This is a genomic window from Nitratireductor sp. GCM10026969, assembly GCF_042660605.1.
Classification (GTDB): domain Bacteria; phylum Pseudomonadota; class Alphaproteobacteria; order Rhizobiales; family Rhizobiaceae; genus Chelativorans.
The window spans coordinates 1-20291 of record NZ_JBHSUM010000005.1; the positions used below are offsets into that span (position 1 = coordinate 1).

The window sequence follows — 20291 nt, forward strand, 5'->3', positions numbered from 1 at the left end:
CGAGGCGGGCACGGCCAAGGCGCCCGCCGCCCGCGCGCCGGAGGCACCCGCGCCGAAGCCGATGTCCGACAAGCAGGTGCTCGGACTCTTCGAGGAAGGCACTTACGATCTGGTTCCCCACGATTCGATGCGCAAAACCATCGCGCATCGCCTTGTGGAGGCCAAGAGCACGATCCCGCACTACTATCTCACACTCGACTGCGAGATCGACGCGCTGTTGGCATTGCGCAAGCAACTCAACGATGCCGCACCGATAGTGAAGGGCGAGGACGGCGACAAGCCAGCCTATAAGCTGTCCGTCAACGACCTGATCATCAAGGCCATGGCGATGGCGCTGAAGGCAGTGCCGGAGGCTAACGTCTCTTGGACGGAAAGTGCCATGGTCAAGCACAAGCACGCCGATGTCGGCGTGGCAGTCGCTCTTCCCGGCGGACTGATCACGCCGGTGGTGCGGCGCGCCGACGAGAAGACGCTTTCCGCCATCTCCAACGAGACGAAGGATCTCGCCGAGCGCGCGCGCAATCGCAAGTTGAAGCCGCACGAATACCAGGGCGGGACGACGGCAGTTTCCAATCTCGGCATGTACGGGATCAAGGATTTCGCGGCGGTGATCAATCCGCCGCACGCGACGATCCTGGCTGTGGGTGCAGGCGAGCAGCGGGCCGTGGTGAAGGACGGTGAAATCAAACCGGCGACCATCATGTCGGTGACGCTTTCCGCCGACCATCGTGCGATCGACGGCGCGCTCGGAGCGGAACTGATCGCCGCCTTCAAGCGCCTGGCCGAGAACCCGTTTGCGATGCTGGTCTAAAGCTCCCGCGGGGGACGGGTGTTGGAGAGGGGCTCTGCCATGAAGACCATTCTCTGCTATGGTGACTCCCTGACCTGGGGCTACGATGCCGAGGGTCCTGGTCGTCACGCTTACGAGGATCGCTGGCCGTCGGTCCTTCAGGCGAAGCTCGACGGCACGGCGCAGGTCATCCCCGAGGGGCTCAACGGCCGTACCACGGCCTATGATGACTGGCTGTCGGGCGCGGACAGGAACGGCGCCCGGCTTCTGCCCGCCTTGCTCACCACCCACGCGCCTCTCGATCTCGTCGTCATCCTCCTGGGGTCGAACGACATGAAGCCGTTCGTCTGCGGTCGCGCCATCGGTGCGAGACAGGGCATGCAGCGGCTGGTCGACATCGTTCGCGGCCACGACTACCCCCTCGACGCCCCGCCGCCTTCAATCCTTCTGGTCGCACCGCCGCCGCTTTGCGCGACAGACGATCCCGATTTCGCGGCGATGTTCGACGGCGGCATCGCCGAATCGGCGAAGCTCGCACCGCTTTATGCACAAGTGGCAAAGGAGACCGGCTGCGCGTTCTTCGATGCGGGGGCGGTCGCGCGGACGACCGCGCTCGATGGCGTTCACCTCGATGCACAGAATACGCGTGCCGTCGGTGCAGCACTTGAACCGGTGGTCCGGGACATCCTGGGAAGCTGAAGGAGGAGGGAAGAAGGTGGCCGATTATTCCACGAGACATTCACCCCTGCGCACCTCTTGGGGCTGGCTTGCCTTGCTCGGCGCGATTTCGCTGATCGGCGGCGTGCTCGCCCTGGCAAATCCGTTCGCGGCGACGATGACCGCCGCGCTGCTGGCCGCGTGGGCCTTCACGCTTTTCGGCGCCTTGCAGATCATCCAGGCGTTTCGCCTGCGCGGCAACTGGTCCGTTTTTCTCTGGTCTCTCCTGCTCGGCGCGCTGACCCTGGCGATCGGCCTTTCGCTGCTGTTCAGGCCCATGGAGGGCATCATCTCGCTGACGGTTCTGGTGGCGATCATCTTCATCGTGCTGGGAGCCGTAAAGACCATGTACGCCTTCACCCTGCGGCCGCTGTCCGGCTGGGGCTGGGTTCTTGCCTCGGGCATCCTGTCCGTAATCCTCGGCGCCATGATCCTCGCCGAGATGCCGTGGTCGGCGTCGGCGGTCCTGGGCATCCTCCTTGCCGTCGAGCTTCTGTCCAACGGCATCTTCCTGGTGCTGATCGCGCTCGGGTTGCGCTCGGCAGGCCGGGCGTAAGGCGCGCGCCATGGAGAAGGACACCGAGGCCGTGGCATTGGCGGATGGGGTGATCATCCGGTCCGCGGCGCAGCGGCATGCCGCCGAACTGGCGATCCTGGTGGATATCGCCGCGCACGGCTTCGCGTCCTGGCTCTGGTACGGCGCGGTCATGAGGGGCGAAGTCGATACCGCAATGGAGCGGGGACGCCTTCGCATGCGCGATGCGCGGAACAACGACAGCTGGAAGAACGCGTTGGTTGCGGAAATCGACGGCGAAGTGGTTGGAGCCTCCATTGGCTTCAGGGTTCCCGACAGCATCCTGCAGGAGGAGCCGCCGCATCCCGCACTTGCGCCCCTGCTCGCGTTGCAGCAGCGCGCCGTCGGTAACTGGTTTGTCGACAGCCTCGCTGTCTACCGAGCACATCGCGGCAAGGGCATCGCCCGGGCGCTTCTCGGGCACGAAGTCTCGCGCGGGGAGGGCCGGCCACTCAGCCTGATCGCGGAAAGCTGCAATGCGACGGCGCTCCGTCTCTACGAAGCATTCGGCTTCCGGCAGTTGGAGCGGCGGGATGCCTTCCCGATCCACGAGACGCGTGAACCGCACCAGTGGATCCTCATGGAACGTCATTGAAAAGGCAGGAGTAAATGGCTGAAACCTACGACGTCATCATCATCGGCTCCGGTCCGGGCGGCTATGTCACGGCGGTGCGCGCCGCACAGCTCGGCTTCAAGACGGCGATTGTGGAGCGCGAGCATCTGGGCGGGATCTGCCTCAACTGGGGCTGTATTCCGACCAAGGCGCTGCTGCGTTCCGCCGAGATCATGCATTACGCGGAAAACGCCAAGGAATACGGGCTGAAGATCGACGGCAAGGTGTCGGCGGATGCGGGAGCCGTCGTCGAGCGCTCGCGCAAGGTCTCGGCCAGGCTCAACGGCGGCGTCGGCTTCCTGATGAAGAAGAACAAGGTCGACGTCATCTGGGGCGAGGCCAAGCTGACGAAGGCCGCCTCCGGCAACCAGCCCGGCGAGATCGTCGTCTCCAAATCGACGAAGAAAGCCATGGAACCGCAGCCTGCTCCGCCGAAAAACACGCTCGGCGAGGGCACCTACAAGGCCAGGCACATCATCGTCGCCACCGGTGCCCGCCCGCGCGTCCTGCCCGGGATCGAGCCCGACGAAAAGCTGATCTGGACCTATTTCGAGGCCATGATCCCGAAGGAGATCCCGAAATCGCTCATCGTCATGGGTTCCGGCGCCATCGGTATCGAGTTCGCTAGCTTTTATCGCACCATGGGCGCGGAGGTGACCGTCATCGAGCTTCTTCCGCAGATCCTGCCGGTCGAGGACGGCGAGGTCTCCAAGTTCGCCCGGCGCCAACTGGAGAAGCAGGGGATCAAGTTCCGCACCGAAGCCAAGGTGACGAAAGTGGAAAAGGGCGGGAACAAGGTCACTGCACATGTCGAGACAAAGGACGGCAAGACCGAGACGATTGATGCCGAGCGCCTGATCTCGGCCGTCGGTGTCCAGGGCAATGTCGAAGATCTCGGCTTGGAGGCGCTCGGCGTGAAGGTGGAGCGCGGCACGGTCGTGGTCGACGGCTATGGCCGCACCAATGTCGGCGGCATCTATGCCATCGGTGACGTCGCCGGCCCGCCGATGCTGGCGCATAAAGCCGAGCACGAGGGCGTCGTCTGCGTGGAGAAGATCGCCGGCGTTCCGGGTGTTCACGCGCTCGACAAGAACAGGATCCCGGGCTGTACCTACTGTCAGCCCCAGGTCGCCTCGGTCGGACTGACGGAGGAACAGGCCAAGGAGACGGGCCGCGAGATTCGCGTGGGCCGCTTTCAGTTCGGCGCCAACGGCAAGGCCATCGCGCTTGGCGAGGACCAGGGCTTCATCAAGACCATCCTGGACAAGAAGACAGGAGAACTCCTCGGCGCCCATATGGTGGGGGCCGAGGTGACGGAACTGATCCAGGGATTCGTGGTGGCGATGAACCTGGAAACAACGGAGGAAGAACTCATGCACACCGTCTTCCCACATCCCACCCTTTCGGAGATGATGAAGGAGAGCGTGCTTGACGCTTACGGGCGAACGCTCAACGCTTAGCAAGTCGCCCGGCTGCAACCAAAGCGGGATTATGCCATACAGTTCTTGCAGTTCTTGCGAATCATCAACCAGAACAGGAGATTTCGAATGGAGGGTCTTGGTTGGATTTTGACGATCGTTATCGGTGGTATCGCCGGTTGGATCGCAGAGAAGATCATGAAGGCCGATCACGGCCTTTTGCTCAATATTGTTCTCGGCGTGGTCGGCGCGGTCGTCCTGAATGCCATTTTGTTCGCCGTGATCGGTAGCACTTTTGGCGGCATTATCGGCCAACTCGTCGTCGCAGTTATCGGCGCTTGCCTGCTGATCTGGCTTTATCGCCTGATCCGCGGATAGACCGGACATCCACACCTTGGGCCCGCCTGTCATCGGCAGGCGGGCTTTTGCCATCCGCGGCAATCTCTATATGTGAAAGACGGAAGCAGGCCGGAAGGCTTGAGAAACAGAGGAAGTGATGGTCACAGTTCTCGACACCGTCTCGGCGAAGCCGCGTCCGCGCCATCCCGAAAAGGCGCACCGGCCCGACCAGGAGGTGATGCGCAAGCCGGACTGGATCCGGGTGAAGGCGCCCACTTCCAAGGGTTATCTCGAAACACGCCAGATCGTGAAGTCGAACAAGCTCGTCACCGTGTGCGAGGAGGCGGGCTGCCCCAATATCGGCGAATGCTGGGACAAGAAGCACGCCACCTTCATGATCATGGGGGAGATCTGCACGCGCGCCTGCGCCTTCTGCAACGTGACTACGGGCATTCCGGCGTCTCTGGACTCGGACGAGCCGGCGAGCGTGGGCAAGGCCGTGCGCGAGATGGGGCTGAACCACGTCGTCATCACCTCGGTCGATCGCGACGACCTGAAGGACGGCGGCGCGCAGCACTTCGCGGACGTCATCCATGCCATCCGCGCGGCGGCACCAGGCACAACGATCGAGATCCTCACGCCCGACTTCCTGCGCAAGGACGGCGCGCTCGAGGTGGTTGTGGCCGCCAAGCCCGACGTCTTCAACCATAATTTGGAGACGGTGCCGTCGCATTATCTGACCGTGCGGCCGGGCGCGCGCTATTTCCACTCCATCCGGCTCCTGCAGCGTGTGAAGGAGCTCGATCCCACGATCTTTACCAAGTCCGGCATCATGGTGGGGCTCGGCGAGGAACGCAACGAGGTGCTGCAGCTCATGGACGACCTGCGCTCCGCGGACGTCGACTTCATCACCATCGGCCAGTATCTGCAGCCGACACGCAAGCATCACCCGGTGAAGAAGTTCGTCACCCCGGACGAGTTCAAGTCCTATGAGACGGTCGCCTATAGCAAGGGCTTCCTGATGGTCTCCTCCAGCCCGCTGACACGCTCCTCCCATCATGCCGGCGAGGATTTCGCTCGCTTGAGGGCCGCCCGCGAGGCGCGCCTCGCGACGGCTCGGACGGCCTAGCATATCCATGCCGAAGCACGAGACGGTCCGCCGGGTGAACCATACCCCCGAGCAGATGTTCGCCCTGGTAGCCGATATCGAAGCCTATCCCGAATTCCTGCCCATGTGCGAAGCGCTGACGGTGCGCTCGCGCAGGGAGCGGGAAGGAGTGACGGTTCTCGTGGCGGACATGACCGTCGGCTACAAGGCCATTCGCGAGACCTTCACCAGCCAGGTGGTTCTGAGGCCCGCCGAGCACGTGATCGACGTGCGCTATATCGACGGGCCGTTCCGGTTTCTGCAGAACCGGTGGCGTTTCGATCCGGCCGAGGGAAATGCAACCGACGTCCACTTCTTCATCGAATACGAGTTCAAGAGCCGCATGCTCGGCATGGTCATGGGCGCCATGTTCGACCGCGCCTTCCGCATGTTTTCCGAGGCGTTCGAGCGCCGCGCCAACGCGGTCTACGGCGCGTCCACCTGAACGGTCCTGAGCACCAGTTCGAGCGCCGTCGCCACACTGTCGCGGCGCACGATGGCGCGCTCGCCGCCCAAAAACCGCCGGTTTTCGGCACGTGGTTCCTTATCCTTGACCGCCAGACCGAACCAGACGAGCCCCACCGGCTTTTCCGCCGTGCCGCCACCGGGGCCGGCGACACCCGTGACCGAGACCGCGATATCGGCGTGCGAATGGGCGAGCGCTCCTGCCGCCATGGCGCGCGCGGTCTCGGCGGAAACGGCACCGTGCGCGGAGATCGTCTCCGGCGGCACACCCAGCATTTCCGCCTTCGCCGCGTTGGAATAGGTGACGAAGCCGCGCTCCAATACATCGGAGGCCCCGGCGAGATCGGTGATGGCAGCGGAAATCATGCCACCGGTGCAGGATTCGGCGGTGGCGAGCCTCAGGCCGCGCTGTCTCAGCGCCTCCAGCACCTTGACCGCCAGCATCTCGGTATCGCTCATTCTTCCCTCGCTCATTCCGGCAGGCTTCCCGGATAGACGACGCTGACAGTCGCCAGCGCCGCGATCCCTTCCTGCCTCCCGACGAATCCCAGCCGCTCGTTGGTCGTCGCCTTGATGGAGATGCGCTCCGGCGCGATGCCGAGCATGCTTTCGAGCGCCGCCACCATGGCCGTCCGGTGCGGGCCGATCTTTGGCGCCTCGCAGATAAGCGTGATATCGGCATTGGCGATGCGCCCGCCGCGCTCGCGCACGAGCCCCACCGCGTGCTCCACGAAGAGACGCGAGGCCGCTCCTTTCCACTGCGGGTCGGTAGGCGGGAAATGGGTGCCGATGTCCCCGGCGCCGCAGGTGGCCAGAAGCGCATCGGTCAATGCATGCAGCCCGACATCGGCGTCGGAATGGCCTGTCAGCGTCCTGTCGTGATCGATCCTGACGCCGCCCAGCATGACGTGGTCTCCCGCGCCGAAGGCATGGACATCGTATCCGTTGCCCGTCCTGACATCCGGCATGCGCGCCGCAGCTCCTTTCAGCCGTTCATCGGCGAGCGCCAGATCGCTCGCCCAGGTGAGCTTCACGTTGTCGGGCGAGCCTTTCACCAGGGTGACGGCGATGCCCGCCCATTCGGCGATGGCCGCGTCGTCGGTGAAGGCGACCAGGCCTGCTTCCCGCGCCTTTTCATGGGCGGCGAGGATCGCCAGGAAAGGAAAGGCTTGCGGGGTTTGGGCAGCGTAGAGCCCGTCACGCGGCACGGTTTCGCGCACGCGCATGTCGGCGTCACCACAGCGTTTCAGCGTGTCGGACACGGCAACGGCGGGCAGGGCGCCTGCATCCCGCGTTACGGCGTCGACCACCCGGTCGATCAGGGCCCCGTCGACGAACGGCCGCACGGCATCGTGAATGACCACGATTTCCGGGTTCAGCCCCGCCAGCGAAGCCAGTGCGAGGCGTGTCGATTCCTGGCGCGACGCGCCGCCGTCGACCTGGCGAAGGTCGCCGGGGATCCCGTCCGCCGCCGCGGCGAAGAGATCGGCATCCTGCGGATGGATCGCGGTCACGACCACGTCGACGCGTGGATGAAGCGCGAAGGCTTCGATCGTGTGGCGGATCACCGGCTTGTCGCCGATCGGCCGGTATTGCTTCGGCCCGCTGGCGTTCTGCCCGGCGCGCTCGCCCCGTCCGGCGGCCACGATGACCGCGGCGATCCGACACTTCGTTGCCGCCTTGTCCTGTTCGAGAAGCGCATCCATGTTCGCGGGGAATAACCAGCGCCGAGGGGAAATGCCAGCGGATTTCTGCTATGCCGCCGTCAATCCCATTGCGCAACCCAGAAACTATGGCTAAGAATTGAGCATAGAATGAAGGTGCATCCTTTTTGAGCAGCAACAATCCTGTCGCCTCGCTTTCGCAGCCCCTGCGCGTCGGTTCGGTGAGCCTGCGCAATCGCGTCTTCCTGGCGCCGATGTCGGGGGTCACGGACCTGCCGTTCCGGCTGCGCGCCCATGCCCATGGCGCGGGTCTCGTCGTCTCCGAGATGGTGGCGAGCGGAGAACTGGCCCGGGGCAGGGCGGAGAGCGGCCGCGGCATCCGCCGCCGTCCGGAGATCGACGTGCACATGGTCCAGATCGCCGGACGCGAGGCGCGCTGGATGGCCGAGGCTGCGCGCATCGCCGTCGGCGAGGGAGCAGATATCGTCGATATCAACATGGGCTGTCCGGCCAAGAAGGTGACGGGCGGCTATTGCGGCTCGGCGCTCATGCGCGAGCCGGATTTCGCGCTGACGCTGATCGAGGCGGTGGTCAGGGCCGTCCCCGTGCCGGTCACGGTGAAGATGCGGCTCGGCTGGGACGAGGATTGCCTCAACGCGCCGATGATCGCGCGCCGCGCCGAGGAGGCCGGCGTCGCCATGATCACCGTCCATGGTCGCACGCGCTGCCAGTTCTACAAGGGCAGGGCGGACTGGAGGGCGATCGCGCGCGTGAAGGATGCCGTTTCCATCCCGGTCGTCGCCAATGGCGACGGCGACGGCCCGGCGGAGGCGCAAACCATGCTGGCGCAGTCCGGTGCCGATGCCGTCATGATCGGCCGGGCGCACTACGGGGCGCCATGGAAAGCCGGCCAGCTCGCCCATCACACGGCGGGAACTCCGACACCGGGTATCCCGGAAGGTGAGCAGATGACCGGCTATGTGCAGGCGCACTACGAAGACATGCTGGTCCATTACGGCCGCGAGCAGGGCGTGCGCCACGCGCGCAAGCATCTCGGGTGGTATCTGGAGCGCCACGGCGGGCAGAACGCCGTGACGCTGCGCCGGGCCATTCTGACGGAAACGGATCCCGACGTGGTTTTGAAACAGCTGAGGCAGGTCTTCGCCGGCCCCGTTTGCAACGAAAGGCTCGTCGCATGAAGGCTGCCGTTCCCAGTCCGCTCGCCAAGGCCGAGGTGGCACAGTTGGTCATCGACGCGATCGGCCGGCCTCTGATCATGGTCGACGCGGACGGCTTCATCACCTTCGCCAACGCGGAGGCCGAGGACTTCTTCCGTCTCAGCGCCGCCATGCTGGCGCGCAGCCGGCTGGCCGATTTCGTCCCCTTCGGCAGTCCTCTCCTGAGCCTGCTCGAGCAGGTGCAGGAGCGCCGCGCCCCGGTCAACGAGTACCGCGTCGACATCTCCTCGCCACGGCTCGGGCCCGACAAGGTCGTCGACATCTACGTGACGCCAGTCGCCGATCCCGCCGGCGCGTCGGTCGTCATGTTCCAGGAACGCTCGATGGCCGACAAGATCGACCGGCAGATGACGCACCGCGGCGCCGCGCGCTCGGTGACGGGGCTCGCCGCCATGCTGGCACATGAAATCAAGAACCCCCTGTCGGGCATTCGCGGCGCCGCTCAGCTCCTTGAAAACGTCGTCTCCGACGAGGACCGTCCGCTCGCCCGCTTGATCACGGAGGAGACGGACCGCATCGTCGCGCTGGTCGACCGCATGGAGGTCTTTTCCGACGAACGGCCCGTCGACCGCGTGCCGGTCAACATCCACGTGGTGCTCGACCACGTCAAGGCGATCGCCCGGAACGGCTTCGCGCGCGACATCGACATCGTCGAGGAATACGATCCCTCGCTGCCCCCCATCCTGGCCAACCGGGATCAGTTCATCCAGGTTTTCCTCAATCTCATCAAGAATGCCGCGGAGGCCATCGGCGATCAGGGCGGCGGGCAGATCCGGCTCTCCACCGCCTTTCGCCCCGGCATCCGCTTTTCCGTGCCGGGCACGAGCGAACGCGTCTCCCTGCCCATGGAATTCTGTGTCCACGACAACGGACCGGGTGTCTCCGAAGACATCCAGTCGATCATCTTCGACCCCTTCATCACGACCAAGCAGAACGGTTCGGGGCTCGGCCTGGCGCTGGTGGCCAAGATCGTGGGCGCCCATGGCGGCGTGATCGAATGCGAGTCCTCCGCGCGCGGGACCACGTTCCGCATCCTCATGCCCGCGTGGCGCGGGGAGGCGGACGGAACCCGGCAACGGCAGAAAGCGGGATCAAAGGCATGAGTGGACAAGGCACCGTTCTCGTAGCCGACGACGATGCGGCCATCCGCACCGTTCTCAACCAGGCACTTTCGCGGGTCGGCCATCACGTGCGCGTCACCTCCAACGCGGCCACGCTCTGGCGCTGGGTTTCCGCCGGGGAGGGGGATCTGGTGATCACGGATGTGGTGATGCCGGACGAGAACGCCTTCGACATGCTGCCGCGCATCCGCAAGGCGCGGCCCGACCTGCCGGTCATCGTCATGAGTGCCCAGAACACCTTCATGACGGCGATCCGCGCCTCCGAGGTCGGCGCCTACGAATATCTGCCCAAGCCCTTCGATCTGACGGAACTCCTGGCCATCGTCGGCCGCGCCCTGGCGGAGCCGAAGCGCACGAGCCGGCAGGATTCGGCCACCAACGAGGCGCCCGATTCGATGCCGCTCATCGGCCGCTCCGCGGCCATGCAGGACATCTACCGCATGCTGGCGCGGATGATGCAGACGGACTTGACCCTGATGATCAACGGCGAATCGGGAACCGGCAAGGAACTCGTGGCGCGCGCCCTGCACGAGTTCGGCCGCCGCCGCAACGGCCCCTTCGTCGCCATCAACATGGCGGCGATCCCGCGTGACCTGATCGAATCGGAGCTCTTCGGCCACGAGAAGGGAGCCTTCACCGGCGCCCAGCATCGCTCCTCCGGCCGTTTCGAGCAGGCCGAGGGCGGCACGCTCTTTCTCGACGAGATCGGCGACATGCCCATGGAGGCGCAGACGCGGCTGCTGCGCGTGCTCCAGCAGGGCGAGTACACAACGGTCGGCGGGCGCACGCCCATCAAGACGGATGTGCGCATCGTCGCCGCGACCAACAAGGACCTCAGCGCCCTCATCAATCAGGGCCTGTTTCGCGAAGACCTGTTTTACCGCCTCAATGTGGTGCCGCTGCGGCTTCCGCCGCTGCGCGAGCGCGCCGAGGACATCCCCGACCTCGTGCGCCATTTCTTCGCCCAGGCCGAGCAGGAGGGGCTGAACGCCAAACGCGTCGCCAGAGGCGGACTGGAAGCCATGATGCGCTATTCGTGGCCCGGCAATGTGCGCGAGCTCGAGAATCTCGTGCGCCGCCTTGCCGCACTCTATCCACAGGACGAAATCTCGGAAGACATCATCAACAACGAGCTGCGCGCCCATCCGGCGGCAAACGCACGCCAGAGCGAAGGCCTGCCCGACGATCTGCCCCTTGGCCAGGCGGTCGAGCAGTACCTGCAGCGGCATTTCAGCGGCTTCGGCTCTTCCCTGCCGCCCCCGGGGCTCTATCACCGCATTATCGGTGAGGTTGAATATCCGCTGATTCTGGCGGCACTCGCCGCGACTCAGGGAAACCAGATTCGCGCGGCCGAGTTGCTCGGCCTCAACCGGAACACGTTGCGCAAGAAGATACGGGAACTGGGGGTTGACGTCTATCGCGCCTCCAAGCATACGCCGCACGAAATCCTGCCCGACTGATCCAGTCTTCCACTGCTGACGGGCCAGGCGTTGCAAAGTCGCCACATTGCGTTGCATATCTGCCACGCGATATGCGTCTCGCTTGAGTGAGCATTGATGACTGCGCAGTCACCCGCAATGGCAGGCAAACCGTCCTATAAGGGCGCCTCGAATGACAGCCGCCGCCTGATGGCGCTGCCGGGCATTCTGGCGGCGGTCGGCGCGCTCATTACGGCTGCGGTTTCTTTCGCGGTTCTGCTCGGCCTGACGCCGCTGACCCCGGATGCGCGCACCACGCTGATCCTCATCGGCATCAACGCGGCCTTCGTGCTGGTGCTCCTGGCGCTGATCGGGCGCGAAGCGCACCGCATCTATACGGCACGAAAGGGGGGCAAGGCGGCGGCGCGGCTGCACGTTCGCATCGTCACCATGTTCTCGCTCGTGGCGGCGATACCGGCGATTCTGGTCGCCGTCGTCGCATCGGTGACACTGGATCTCGGTCTCGACCGCTGGTTCGAACTCAGGACCCGCGTCATCGTCCAGTCATCCCTGTCGATCGCCGACGCCTATGTACGGGAGAATGCCGGCACTTTGCGCGGCACGACCCTTTCCATGGCCATCGACCTCGACCGTTTCCGTTCCCTCTACAACCTTGACCGCAACGGATTCCGCCAGCTGCTCACACGCCAGACGGTGGGGCGAGGGTTGAGCCAGGCCGTCCTGATGCGGGAGGACCAAGAGGTCATCATGGCCGCCGACGTTCCCGACGACATGGAGATACCGGCGCCACCGGAAGGGGTGATCGAGGAGGCCGCCAGCGGACAGCCTGTGCTTTTCCCGCTGCCGCCGGGCAACCTGATCGGCGCCATCTTCAAGCTGCGGGAGATCCCGGACGCGTATCTCTACACGCTGCGCGAGCTCGATCCGCAGGTGATCAAGGCACGCAGCATCGTGCGCTCGAACACCGACGAATACCGCTCGCTCGAGGAAAACCGGATCAACACCCAGGTCGCTTTCGCGCTGCTTTACCTGATCGTCACGCTCGCCATCGTCCTGGCGGCGATCTGGACGGGGATCGCGGTCGCCGACCGGCTGGTCCGTCCCATTCGCCAGTTGATCGGCGCCGCCGGCGCGGTCTCCACCGGCAATCTCGACGTGGCCGTTCCGGTGCGCGCGTCCGACGGCGATGTGGCTTCGCTGGGCGATACCTTCAACAAGATGACGCTGCAGCTCAAGACGCAGCGTGACGAACTGATTTCCGCCCGCGATATGATCGACGACCGGCGCCGCTTCACCGAAGCGGTCCTGTCCGGCGTGAGTGCCGGTGTGATCGGTGTCGATGCGCGCAGCACCGTCTCGATCGTCAACCGTTCGGCCGAGACGATGCTCGGCATCCGTGCCTCGGACGCCACCGGCCGGAACCTTTCGGCCGTGCTGCCACAGATCGGCCGCGTCTTCGAGATCGGCCGGACGTCGGGCCGACAGGTCTATCGCGACCAGATCACCTTTCACCGGGCCGGCACGGAGCGCACCTTCAATGTCCAGATCACCACCGAAGAAGGCGCCGGCGCGCGCGAACAGCGTTCCTATGTGGTCACGGTCGACGACATCACCGATCTCGTGCAGGCGCAGCGTTCCTCCGCCTGGGCCGACGTCGCGCGGCGCATCGCCCACGAGATCAAGAATCCGCTGACACCGATCCAGCTTTCCGCCGAGCGTATCCGCCGGCGCTACGGCAAGGTGATCGAGAGCGATCGCGAGGTCTTCGACCAGTGCACCGAGACCATCATCCGCCAGGTGGGCGACATCGGCCGCATGGTGGACGAGTTCTCCGCCTTCGCCCGCATGCCCAAGCCCGACATCCAGCGGCTCGATCTGCGCGAGCCGCTACGCGAGGCGTCCTTCCTGGTCGAGGTCAGCCGGTCAGATATCGACATGGAGCGCGATCTCGGCGAGACGCCTCTGTTAGGCCGCTTCGATACGCGCCTGATGAGCCAGGCTTTCGGCAATGTCATCAAGAATGCGGCGGAAGCCATCGAAGCGGCGCAGCGGGAGGATGCGGCGCGCAAGGGCGTTATCCGCATCGTGGCGCGCCGGCGCGGCGAACGGATCGAGGTCCTCGTCATCGACAATGGCAAGGGTCTGCCGCGCGAGAACCGGCAGCGCCTGCTCGAGCCCTACATGACGACGCGCGAGAAGGGTACGGGGCTTGGCCTTGCCATCGTCAAGAAGATCGTTGAAGACCATGGAGGGCGGCTGGAGCTGCACGACGCTCCGGCGGATTTCCATGGCGGAGTGGGAGCGATGATCCGCATGGTCCTTCCGGCCACGGCGGATGATACCCAAGCGGCGGGTAAGGGAAACTCTGCGGGAAAGACGGAAAAGGTCGACAATGGCGTCTGACATATTGGTCGTAGACGATGAGGAAGACATCCGCGAACTGGTCGCCGGGATCCTGAGCGACGAGGGCCACGAGGCGCGTACCGCGGGCGACAGCGACGGTGCCCTGGCAGCCATCACCGAACGCGTTCCGCGTCTGGTCCTGCTCGATATCTGGCTGCAGGGCTCCACGCTCGACGGCCTGTCCCTGCTCGACAAGATCAAGGAGATGCATCCCGACCTGCCGGTGGTGATGATCTCCGGTCACGGCACGATCGAGACGGCGGTTTCGGCGATCAAGCGCGGCGCCTACGATTTCATCGAGAAGCCGTTCAAGGCCGACCGGCTGATCCTGATCTGCGAGCGTGCGCTGGAGACCTCGAAACTCCGGCGCGAGGTGATGGACCTGAAGAAGCGCAGCGGCGAGAGTTTCGACCTTGTCGGCAATTCGCCCGCCATCAACCAGTTGCGGCAGGCGATCGAGCGGGTGGCGCCGAGCAACAGCCGCATCATGTTGATCGGCCCCTCCGGCTCCGGCAAGGAGCTGGCCGCCCGCGCCATTCACGCCACGTCCCAGCGCGCCGGCGGTCCCTTCATTTCGGTCAACGCCGCCTCCATCACGCCCGAGCGCATGGAAATCGAGCTCTTCGGCACCGAATCCAACGGCAGCGAGCGCAAGGTGGGCGCACTCGAGGAGGCGCATCGCGGCACGCTCTACCTTGACGAGGTGGCCGACATGCCGCGCGAGACCCAGGCGAAGATCCTGCGGGTTCTCGTCGATCAGCAGTTCGAGCGGGTGGGCGGCACGAAGCGCGTGAAGGTGGACGTGCGCATCATCTCCTCGACGGCGCGCAACCTTGAAGAGATGATCGCCGAAGGGCGTTTCCGCGAAGATCTCTACCACCGCCTGGCCGTCGTGCCGGTGACGGTGCCGCCGCTTTCCGACCGCCGGGAGGATATTCCGGTCCTTGTAGATCATTTCATGAAGCAGATCGTCGCCCAGGTCGGCATCCGCCCGCGCCGCCTCGGCGAAGATGCGCTCGCCGTGCTCCAGGCACATGACTGGCCGGGCAACATCCGACAGCTACGCAACAATATCGAGCGGCTTTTGATCCTGACGCGCGACGACGACGATGCGCCCATCACGGCTGATCTTCTGCCGTCGGAAATCGGAGACATGATGCCGCGTGTTCCCTCACAGTCCGATCAGCACATCATGGCCCTCCCGCTGCGCGAGGCGCGCGAGCAGTTCGAGAAGGAATATCTGCTTGCCCAGATCAACCGATTCGGCGGAAACATCTCGCGGACGGCCGAATTCATCGGCATGGAACGTTCCGCGCTTCATCGCAAGTTGAAGTCGCTGGGCGTATAGGAGAAGCCATGAAGGCGATCATCTGCGGCGCCGGTCAGGTCGGCTACGGCATTGCCGAGCGGCTTGCTGCCGAGCACAACGACGTTTCCGTCATCGACACGTCGCCCGAGCTCATCCGGGCCGTGCGCGACACGCTCGACGTGCGCGGCTTTGTCGGCCACGGCTCCGACCCGGACGTGCTGGCCGCCGCCGGCGCCGAACAGGCCGACATGATCATCGCGGTGACGCTCTACGACGAGGTCAACATGGTGGCCTGTCAGGTCGCGCACTCGCTATTCAACGTGCCGACCAAGATCGCCCGCATCCGCTCGCAGACCTATCTGCAGTCCCACTATATGGATCTGTTCTCGCGCGATCACCTGCCCATCGACGTCATCATCTCGCCCGAGGTGGAGGTGGGCGAGATGGTGATGCGGCGCATCGCGCTGCCCGGCGCGACGGATGTCGTGTCGTTCGCCGATGGCCATCTGGCCATGGTGGCGATCGAATGCCTCCAGGAATGCCCGGTCATCAACACGCCGCTGGCGCAGCTGACCGAGCTCTTTCCCGACCTGCCGTCCACGGTGGTCGGTGTTTCGCGCAACGACAGCCTGTTCGTGCCGCATTCGAGCGACCAGCTGATGGCGGGTGACCTGGCCTATGTGGTGACGACGCGCGAGCAGGTCCGCCGCACGCTCGGCTTGTTCGGACATGAGGAGGCTGAGGCGACGCGCATCGTGATCGCCGGCGGGGGAAATATCGGCCTTTACGTGGCGCGCGCGCTCGAGCGCAAGCAAAGCCGCACCCGGGTCAAGATCATCGAGAACAACCGCAAGCGTGCGGTGGCCATCGCCGATGAATTGCGCCGAACTGTGGTGCTGCACGGCAGCGCCCTCGAGCAGAAGCTGCTGCTGGAGGCCGATATCGACCATGCCGACCTGATGGTGGCGCTCACCAACGACGATCAGGTCAACATTCTTTCGAGCGTGATTGCCAAGCAACTCGGCTGCAAGTCGAACCTCGTGCTCATCAACAATCCGACATACCACGAATTCGCCAAGACACTCGGGATCGACGCGCATGTGAACCCGCGCGCCGTGACCATCTCGCGCGTGTTGCAGCATGTTCGCCGCGGCCGCATCCGCGCCGTGCACAATATCCAGCGCGGAGCGGCGGAGGTCATCGAGGCGGAGGCGCTGGAAACTTCGCCGCTCGTCGGCCCGCCGCTCAGTGAGCAGGAGCTGCCGGACGGCATGCGGATCGGCGCCGTCTACCGGAACGGCCAGGTCATCAAGCCGAGCGGATCCTTGCGGATCAAGCCGAAGGATCGGGTCGTCATCTTTGCGCTGGAAAGCGCGGTGCGACAGGTCGAGCAGCTTTTCCGTGTCAGCCTGGAGTTTTTCTGAGACGCCTGTTCGGGCGGGTTTTTCAAAAGGGGACAGACATGCCGCGTATCGCCTACGTGAACGGCCGCTATGAAAGACATGCCGACGCTGCGGTGCACATCGAGGACCGGGGATACCAGTTCGCCGACGGCGTCTACGAAGTCTGCGAGATCGCGCGCGGTTACGTCATCGACATGACCCGCCACCTCGACCGTCTCGGCCGTTCGCTCGGCGAATTGCGGATCGAATGGCCGATGCACCGCAAAGCCCTCGAGATCGTCATGCGCGAGGTCGTGCGCCGCAACGGCGTGCGGGACGGGCTCGTCTATGTCCAGGTGACCCGCGGCGTCGCCCCCCGCGATCACTACTTCCCCACAGGGCCCATCCCGCCAGCTCTTGTGGTGACGGCGAAGAAGACCAATCCCGAGATATCCCGCAAGCGGGCGGAAACGGGGGTCGGCGTGATCACCGTTCCCGAAAACCGCTGGGAGCGCGTCGACATCAAGACGGTGGGGCTGCTTCCCAACGTCCTGGCACGCCAGCAGGCGCGTGAGGCGGGGGCCGTCGAGGCCTGGTTCGTGGATGCCGACGGCATGGTGAAGGAGGGGGCTTCCACCAATGCTTGGATCGTCACTCCGGAGGGTAAGCTGGTGACGCGGCCGGCGGATTTCGGCATCCTGCGGGGGGTCACCCGGGCGACTGTCCTCGACCTGGCGGCGAAGATGGGGCTGGAGGTCGAAGAACGGGCGTATTCGGTCGAAGAGGCGCTGACCGCGCGCGAAGCCTTCATCACCGCCGCTTCCACCGTCGTCATGCCGGTGGTGTCGATCGACGGTCGGCCGGTCGCCAACGGGCATCCCGGCTCCGTGGCCCTGTCCCTGCGCCAGTCGTTTTTTGACGTTGCGGAAAAAAGTCCTGCCTGTTAACCACTCAGGGGCTAGCTGCCTCGCCACGAGGGGGCGGCTGTTGCGCGGCAAGAGGGCAGTCGCCGCGCTTGACAGGGCGGGGTGACATTTGCGCTACTGCCGCGCGAAGCGCAGGGGATGGTGAAAGAACAGAACAATGGCGGAGCGTTCGCAAAATTTGCAGGATTTGTTCCTGAACACCGTTCGAAAGAGCAAGAATCCGCTCACGATATTTCTCATCAACGGCGTGAAGTTGACTGGCGTCGTCACGTCCTTCGACAACTTCTGCGTGTTGCTGCGCCGTGATGGTCATTCTCAGCTCGTGTACAAGCACGCCATCTCGACGATAATGCCGAGCCAGCCAGTGCAACTTTACGAGGCCGAGGAAAGCAGTCGGGAAGGCTGATTGGCGGAGAAACCCAGGGCGAGACGCACGCAGGGTGCTGACACCGGTACAAGCGTGATCACAAAGGCCGTCGTGGTCACGCCGGTGTTGACGCCGCGCGCCCGCGGGCGCGCGGATATCGGCGGGACGGAATGGCACATGTCGCTTTCGCCGAGGGCCCGCCTCGATGAGGCGGTTGGGCTCGCCGAGGCCATAGATCTCCATGTCGTTTACAGTGAGACGGTCACGCTCTCGGCACCGCGCCCGGCGACGCTGATCGGGGCGGGAAAGGTTGCCGAGCTCGCCGAGATCGCCGCCGATGGAGGAGCGGAGGTCGTTATCATCGACCACCAGCTCTCACCCGTGCAGCAGCGCAACCTGGAGCGCGATCTGAAAGCAAAGGTGCTCGATCGCACCGGCCTCATCCTGGAAATCTTCGGGCACAGGGCGCGCACCAAGGAAGGACGCCTGCAGGTCGATCTCGCGCATCTGGAGTATCAGCGCGGCCGCCTCGTGAGAAGCTGGACCCACCTTGAACGCCAGAGGGGCGGCGGCGGCTTCATGGGCGGCCCGGGCGAAACGCAGATCGAGGCCGACCGCCGGCTTCTGCAGGAGCGCATCATCCGCATCAAGCGCGAGTTGGAGACGGTGCGGCGCACGCGCGAACTGCACCGGGCCAAGCGGCGCAAGGTGCCGTTTCCGGTGGTCGCCATCGTCGGCTACACCAATGCCGGAAAATCGACGCTGTTCAACCGGTTGACCGGTGCCTCTGTGATGGCCGAGGACATGCTCTTCGCCACGCTCGACCCGACCTTGAGACGCGTGCGTTTTCCGCACGGCACGGTGGTTATCCTGTCCGACACGGTGGGTTTCATCTCGGATCTGCCGACCCATCTGGTCGCCGCCTTCCGCGCCACGCTCGAGGAGGTGGTCGAGGCGGACCTGATCATCCATTTGCGCGATATATCCGATCCGGACACGGCCGCGCACGCCAGCGACGTCGCGGAAGTGCTGGAAAGCCTCGGCATCGAAGCATCCGATTCCGATCGCGTCGTCGAGGTCTGGAACAAGATCGATCAACTGGCCGGGAGCGATCGCGAAAGGCTTTTGCGCAGGCACGCCGACGAAACCGCGCCGGTGGCCGTTTCGGCGGTGAGCGGGGAGGGTATCGATACCCTCGTGGCTGAGATCGAGCAGCGCGTCGCCGGCCGTATCCACGAGTTCGAGGTGACCTTGACGGCCGAGCAGATGCCGCTTGTGGACTGGCTCTACCGCAATGGGGAGGTAACCGGCCGCAACAATCACGAGGATGGCAGCGTTACGATCCAAATCCGCGCGACCGATGCCGCGCGCGAGGAGATAAGCCGTAGATTATCCAATGAAAACAGGAAATAATCGCGTCTACTTCATCTTTTTTGCGCGGTTCCAGAGCGTTTCCATCTCATCCAGGGAAGCGCCTTCCAGCGCTTTTCCTTCCGCTGTCAGCCCATGCTCGACCGCATGGAAGCGCTTGCGAAATTTCTCGTTCGTGGCGCGCAGCGCCGTCTCCGGATCGAGCTCCAGATGGCGGCCGAGATTGACCACGGCAAAAAGGAGATCGCCGAACTCCTCGGCCACCGCAGCGTGCTGGCCTTCGTCCATCGCTTCGCGCACCTCGTCGATCTCCTCGGCGATCTTGTCGAGGATCGGTCGCGGAGCGCCCCAGTCGAAGCCCACGCGGGCAGCTCTCTGCTGAAGCTTCAGCGCGGGCAGGGCAATCGTGACGTCGTCCAGATAGCCGGATTCTTCTCCCTCGTCGGCAGCCGCATTCCGCCGCGCCCTGCGTTCGGCCTTTTCCTCGGCCTTGATGCGCTCCCACATGCCCTTGGCCATGCCGGCTTCGCGCGAGTCTTCATCGCCGAAGACGTGCGGATGGCGGCGGATCATCTTCGTGGTGATTGCTTCGACCACGTCGCCGAAGTCGAAACGGCCGGTTTCCTCGGCCATGCGCGCATGAAAGACCACCTGCAGAAGCAAGTCGCCCAACTCGTCGCGCAGGTCATTCATATCACCGCGCTGGATCGCATCGAGCACCTCATAGGCTTCCTCGATCGTATAGGGCGCGATTGAAGCGAAGTCCTGCTCGGCGTCCCAGGCGCAGCCTGTCTCCGGATCGCGCAAGGCCGCCATGATCTCGATCAGGCGGGAAATATCTTTGGAAGGCTTCATGGACCCGACGTTCTGCTGTGACTGAGACAAAGCCGTAGCGCGCCTCGACGCCGTTCTCAAGTTGCGTGCCGGCTGGAGGCGTGGAAAAGAGAGCACCGCCTGTCAGGAGAGGACCTGCCCGAGTGTGAGTTCTCGCTGAAGTGCGACCTTGCA

General features: G+C 64.6%; 20 protein-coding genes. 17 read left to right on the plus strand and 3 right to left on the minus strand.

Going from position 1 to position 20291, the window contains the following annotated elements:
- From ACFP9U_RS02315 to ACFP9U_RS02350, 8 genes are all read left to right on the plus strand, one after another.
- The coding region (locus ACFP9U_RS02315; protein WP_378618729.1) for a 2-oxo acid dehydrogenase subunit E2 at nt 1-811 on the plus strand (811 nt) is incomplete at its 5' end.
- A 39-nt stretch (nt 812-850) separates the two neighbouring features.
- Entirely contained in the window at nt 851-1489 is a 639-nt protein-coding gene (locus tag ACFP9U_RS02320) for an SGNH/GDSL hydrolase family protein (protein ID WP_378618731.1), read from the plus strand.
- A gap of 16 nt (nt 1490-1505) precedes the next feature.
- The gene (locus ACFP9U_RS02325; protein ID WP_378618733.1) at nt 1506-2063 is read left to right on the plus strand and encodes an HdeD family acid-resistance protein; all 558 of its coding nucleotides are present in this window, start codon (nt 1506-1508) and stop codon (nt 2061-2063) included.
- Between the two features lie 10 nt (nt 2064-2073).
- Nucleotides 2074-2676: a GNAT family N-acetyltransferase gene (locus ACFP9U_RS02330; RefSeq protein ID WP_378618735.1), complete on the plus strand. Its 603-nt coding sequence runs from the start codon at nt 2074-2076 to the stop codon at nt 2674-2676.
- Nucleotides 2677-2690: 14 nt separating this feature from the next.
- Complete coding sequence (gene lpdA / locus ACFP9U_RS02335) at nt 2691-4154, plus strand: dihydrolipoyl dehydrogenase (protein ID WP_378618736.1); 1464 nt, start codon at nt 2691-2693, stop codon at nt 4152-4154.
- An 87-nt stretch (nt 4155-4241) separates the two neighbouring features.
- Nucleotides 4242-4490, plus strand: coding sequence for a GlsB/YeaQ/YmgE family stress response membrane protein (locus ACFP9U_RS02340; protein ID WP_322451577.1), 249 nt, complete (start codon nt 4242-4244; stop codon nt 4488-4490).
- Nucleotides 4491-4608: 118 nt separating this feature from the next.
- Nucleotides 4609-5580 (plus strand): lipoyl synthase, encoded by a 972-nt coding sequence (gene lipA, locus ACFP9U_RS02345; RefSeq protein ID WP_378618738.1) that lies wholly within the window; start codon nt 4609-4611, stop codon nt 5578-5580.
- Nucleotides 5581-5587: 7 nt separating this feature from the next.
- Nucleotides 5588-6043 (plus strand): type II toxin-antitoxin system RatA family toxin, encoded by a 456-nt coding sequence (locus tag ACFP9U_RS02350; RefSeq protein ID WP_378618740.1) that lies wholly within the window; start codon nt 5588-5590, stop codon nt 6041-6043.
- Here the strand turns inward: ACFP9U_RS02350 and ACFP9U_RS02355 are convergent.
- On the minus strand, nt 6025-6522 hold the full coding sequence (locus tag ACFP9U_RS02355) for a CinA family protein (RefSeq protein ID WP_378618850.1): 498 nt from the start codon (nt 6520-6522) through the stop codon (nt 6025-6027). The two genes, ACFP9U_RS02350 and ACFP9U_RS02355, sit on opposite strands and share 19 nt — an antisense overlap.
- Before the next feature lie 11 nt (nt 6523-6533).
- Nucleotides 6534-7769, minus strand: a complete 1236-nt coding sequence (locus ACFP9U_RS02360; protein ID WP_378618741.1) for a bifunctional 2-C-methyl-D-erythritol 4-phosphate cytidylyltransferase/2-C-methyl-D-erythritol 2,4-cyclodiphosphate synthase — start codon at nt 7767-7769, stop codon at nt 6534-6536.
- Nucleotides 7770-7894: 125 nt separating this feature from the next.
- Between ACFP9U_RS02360 and dusB the strand changes: the two genes are divergently transcribed.
- The 9 genes from dusB to hflX all read left to right on the plus strand — a co-directional run bounded on the left by dusB (nt 7895) and on the right by hflX (nt 19325).
- The gene (gene dusB / locus ACFP9U_RS02365; protein WP_378618743.1) at nt 7895-8926 is read left to right on the plus strand and encodes a tRNA dihydrouridine synthase DusB; all 1032 of its coding nucleotides are present in this window, start codon (nt 7895-7897) and stop codon (nt 8924-8926) included.
- On the plus strand, nt 8923-10068 hold the full coding sequence (locus ACFP9U_RS02370) for a two-component system sensor histidine kinase NtrB (RefSeq protein ID WP_378618745.1): 1146 nt from the start codon (nt 8923-8925) through the stop codon (nt 10066-10068). The genes dusB and ACFP9U_RS02370 overlap by 4 nt, the downstream gene beginning before the upstream one ends.
- On the plus strand, nt 10065-11546 hold the full coding sequence (ntrC, locus tag ACFP9U_RS02375; RefSeq protein ID WP_378618746.1) for a nitrogen regulation protein NR(I): 1482 nt from the start codon (nt 10065-10067) through the stop codon (nt 11544-11546). Before ACFP9U_RS02370 ends, ntrC begins: the two co-directional genes overlap by 4 nt.
- A 96-nt stretch (nt 11547-11642) precedes the next feature.
- Nucleotides 11643-13928, plus strand: coding sequence for a sensor histidine kinase NtrY-like (locus tag ACFP9U_RS02380; protein ID WP_378618748.1), 2286 nt, complete (start codon nt 11643-11645; stop codon nt 13926-13928).
- Nucleotides 13918-15276: a sigma-54-dependent transcriptional regulator gene (locus ACFP9U_RS02385; protein ID WP_378618749.1), complete on the plus strand. Its 1359-nt coding sequence runs from the start codon at nt 13918-13920 to the stop codon at nt 15274-15276. Before ACFP9U_RS02380 ends, ACFP9U_RS02385 begins: the two co-directional genes overlap by 11 nt.
- An 8-nt stretch (nt 15277-15284) precedes the next feature.
- On the plus strand, nt 15285-16661 hold the full coding sequence (trkA, locus tag ACFP9U_RS02390; RefSeq protein WP_378618751.1) for a Trk system potassium transporter TrkA: 1377 nt from the start codon (nt 15285-15287) through the stop codon (nt 16659-16661).
- Nucleotides 16662-16699: 38 nt separating this feature from the next.
- Nucleotides 16700-17566, plus strand: coding sequence for a D-amino-acid transaminase (locus tag ACFP9U_RS02395; protein ID WP_378618753.1), 867 nt, complete (start codon nt 16700-16702; stop codon nt 17564-17566).
- Nucleotides 17567-17702: 136 nt separating this feature from the next.
- Entirely contained in the window at nt 17703-17951 is a 249-nt protein-coding gene (gene hfq / locus ACFP9U_RS02400; RefSeq protein WP_322451566.1) for an RNA chaperone Hfq, read from the plus strand.
- Complete coding sequence (gene hflX / locus ACFP9U_RS02405; RefSeq protein WP_378618755.1) at nt 17952-19325, plus strand: GTPase HflX; 1374 nt, start codon at nt 17952-17954, stop codon at nt 19323-19325. It begins immediately after the preceding gene.
- A 6-nt stretch (nt 19326-19331) separates the two neighbouring features.
- On the opposite strand, the gene mazG is transcribed toward hflX, so the two are convergent.
- Nucleotides 19332-20138: a nucleoside triphosphate pyrophosphohydrolase gene (mazG, locus tag ACFP9U_RS02410; RefSeq protein ID WP_378618757.1), complete on the minus strand. Its 807-nt coding sequence runs from the start codon at nt 20136-20138 to the stop codon at nt 19332-19334.
- Nucleotides 20139-20291: the final 153 nt, after the last annotated feature.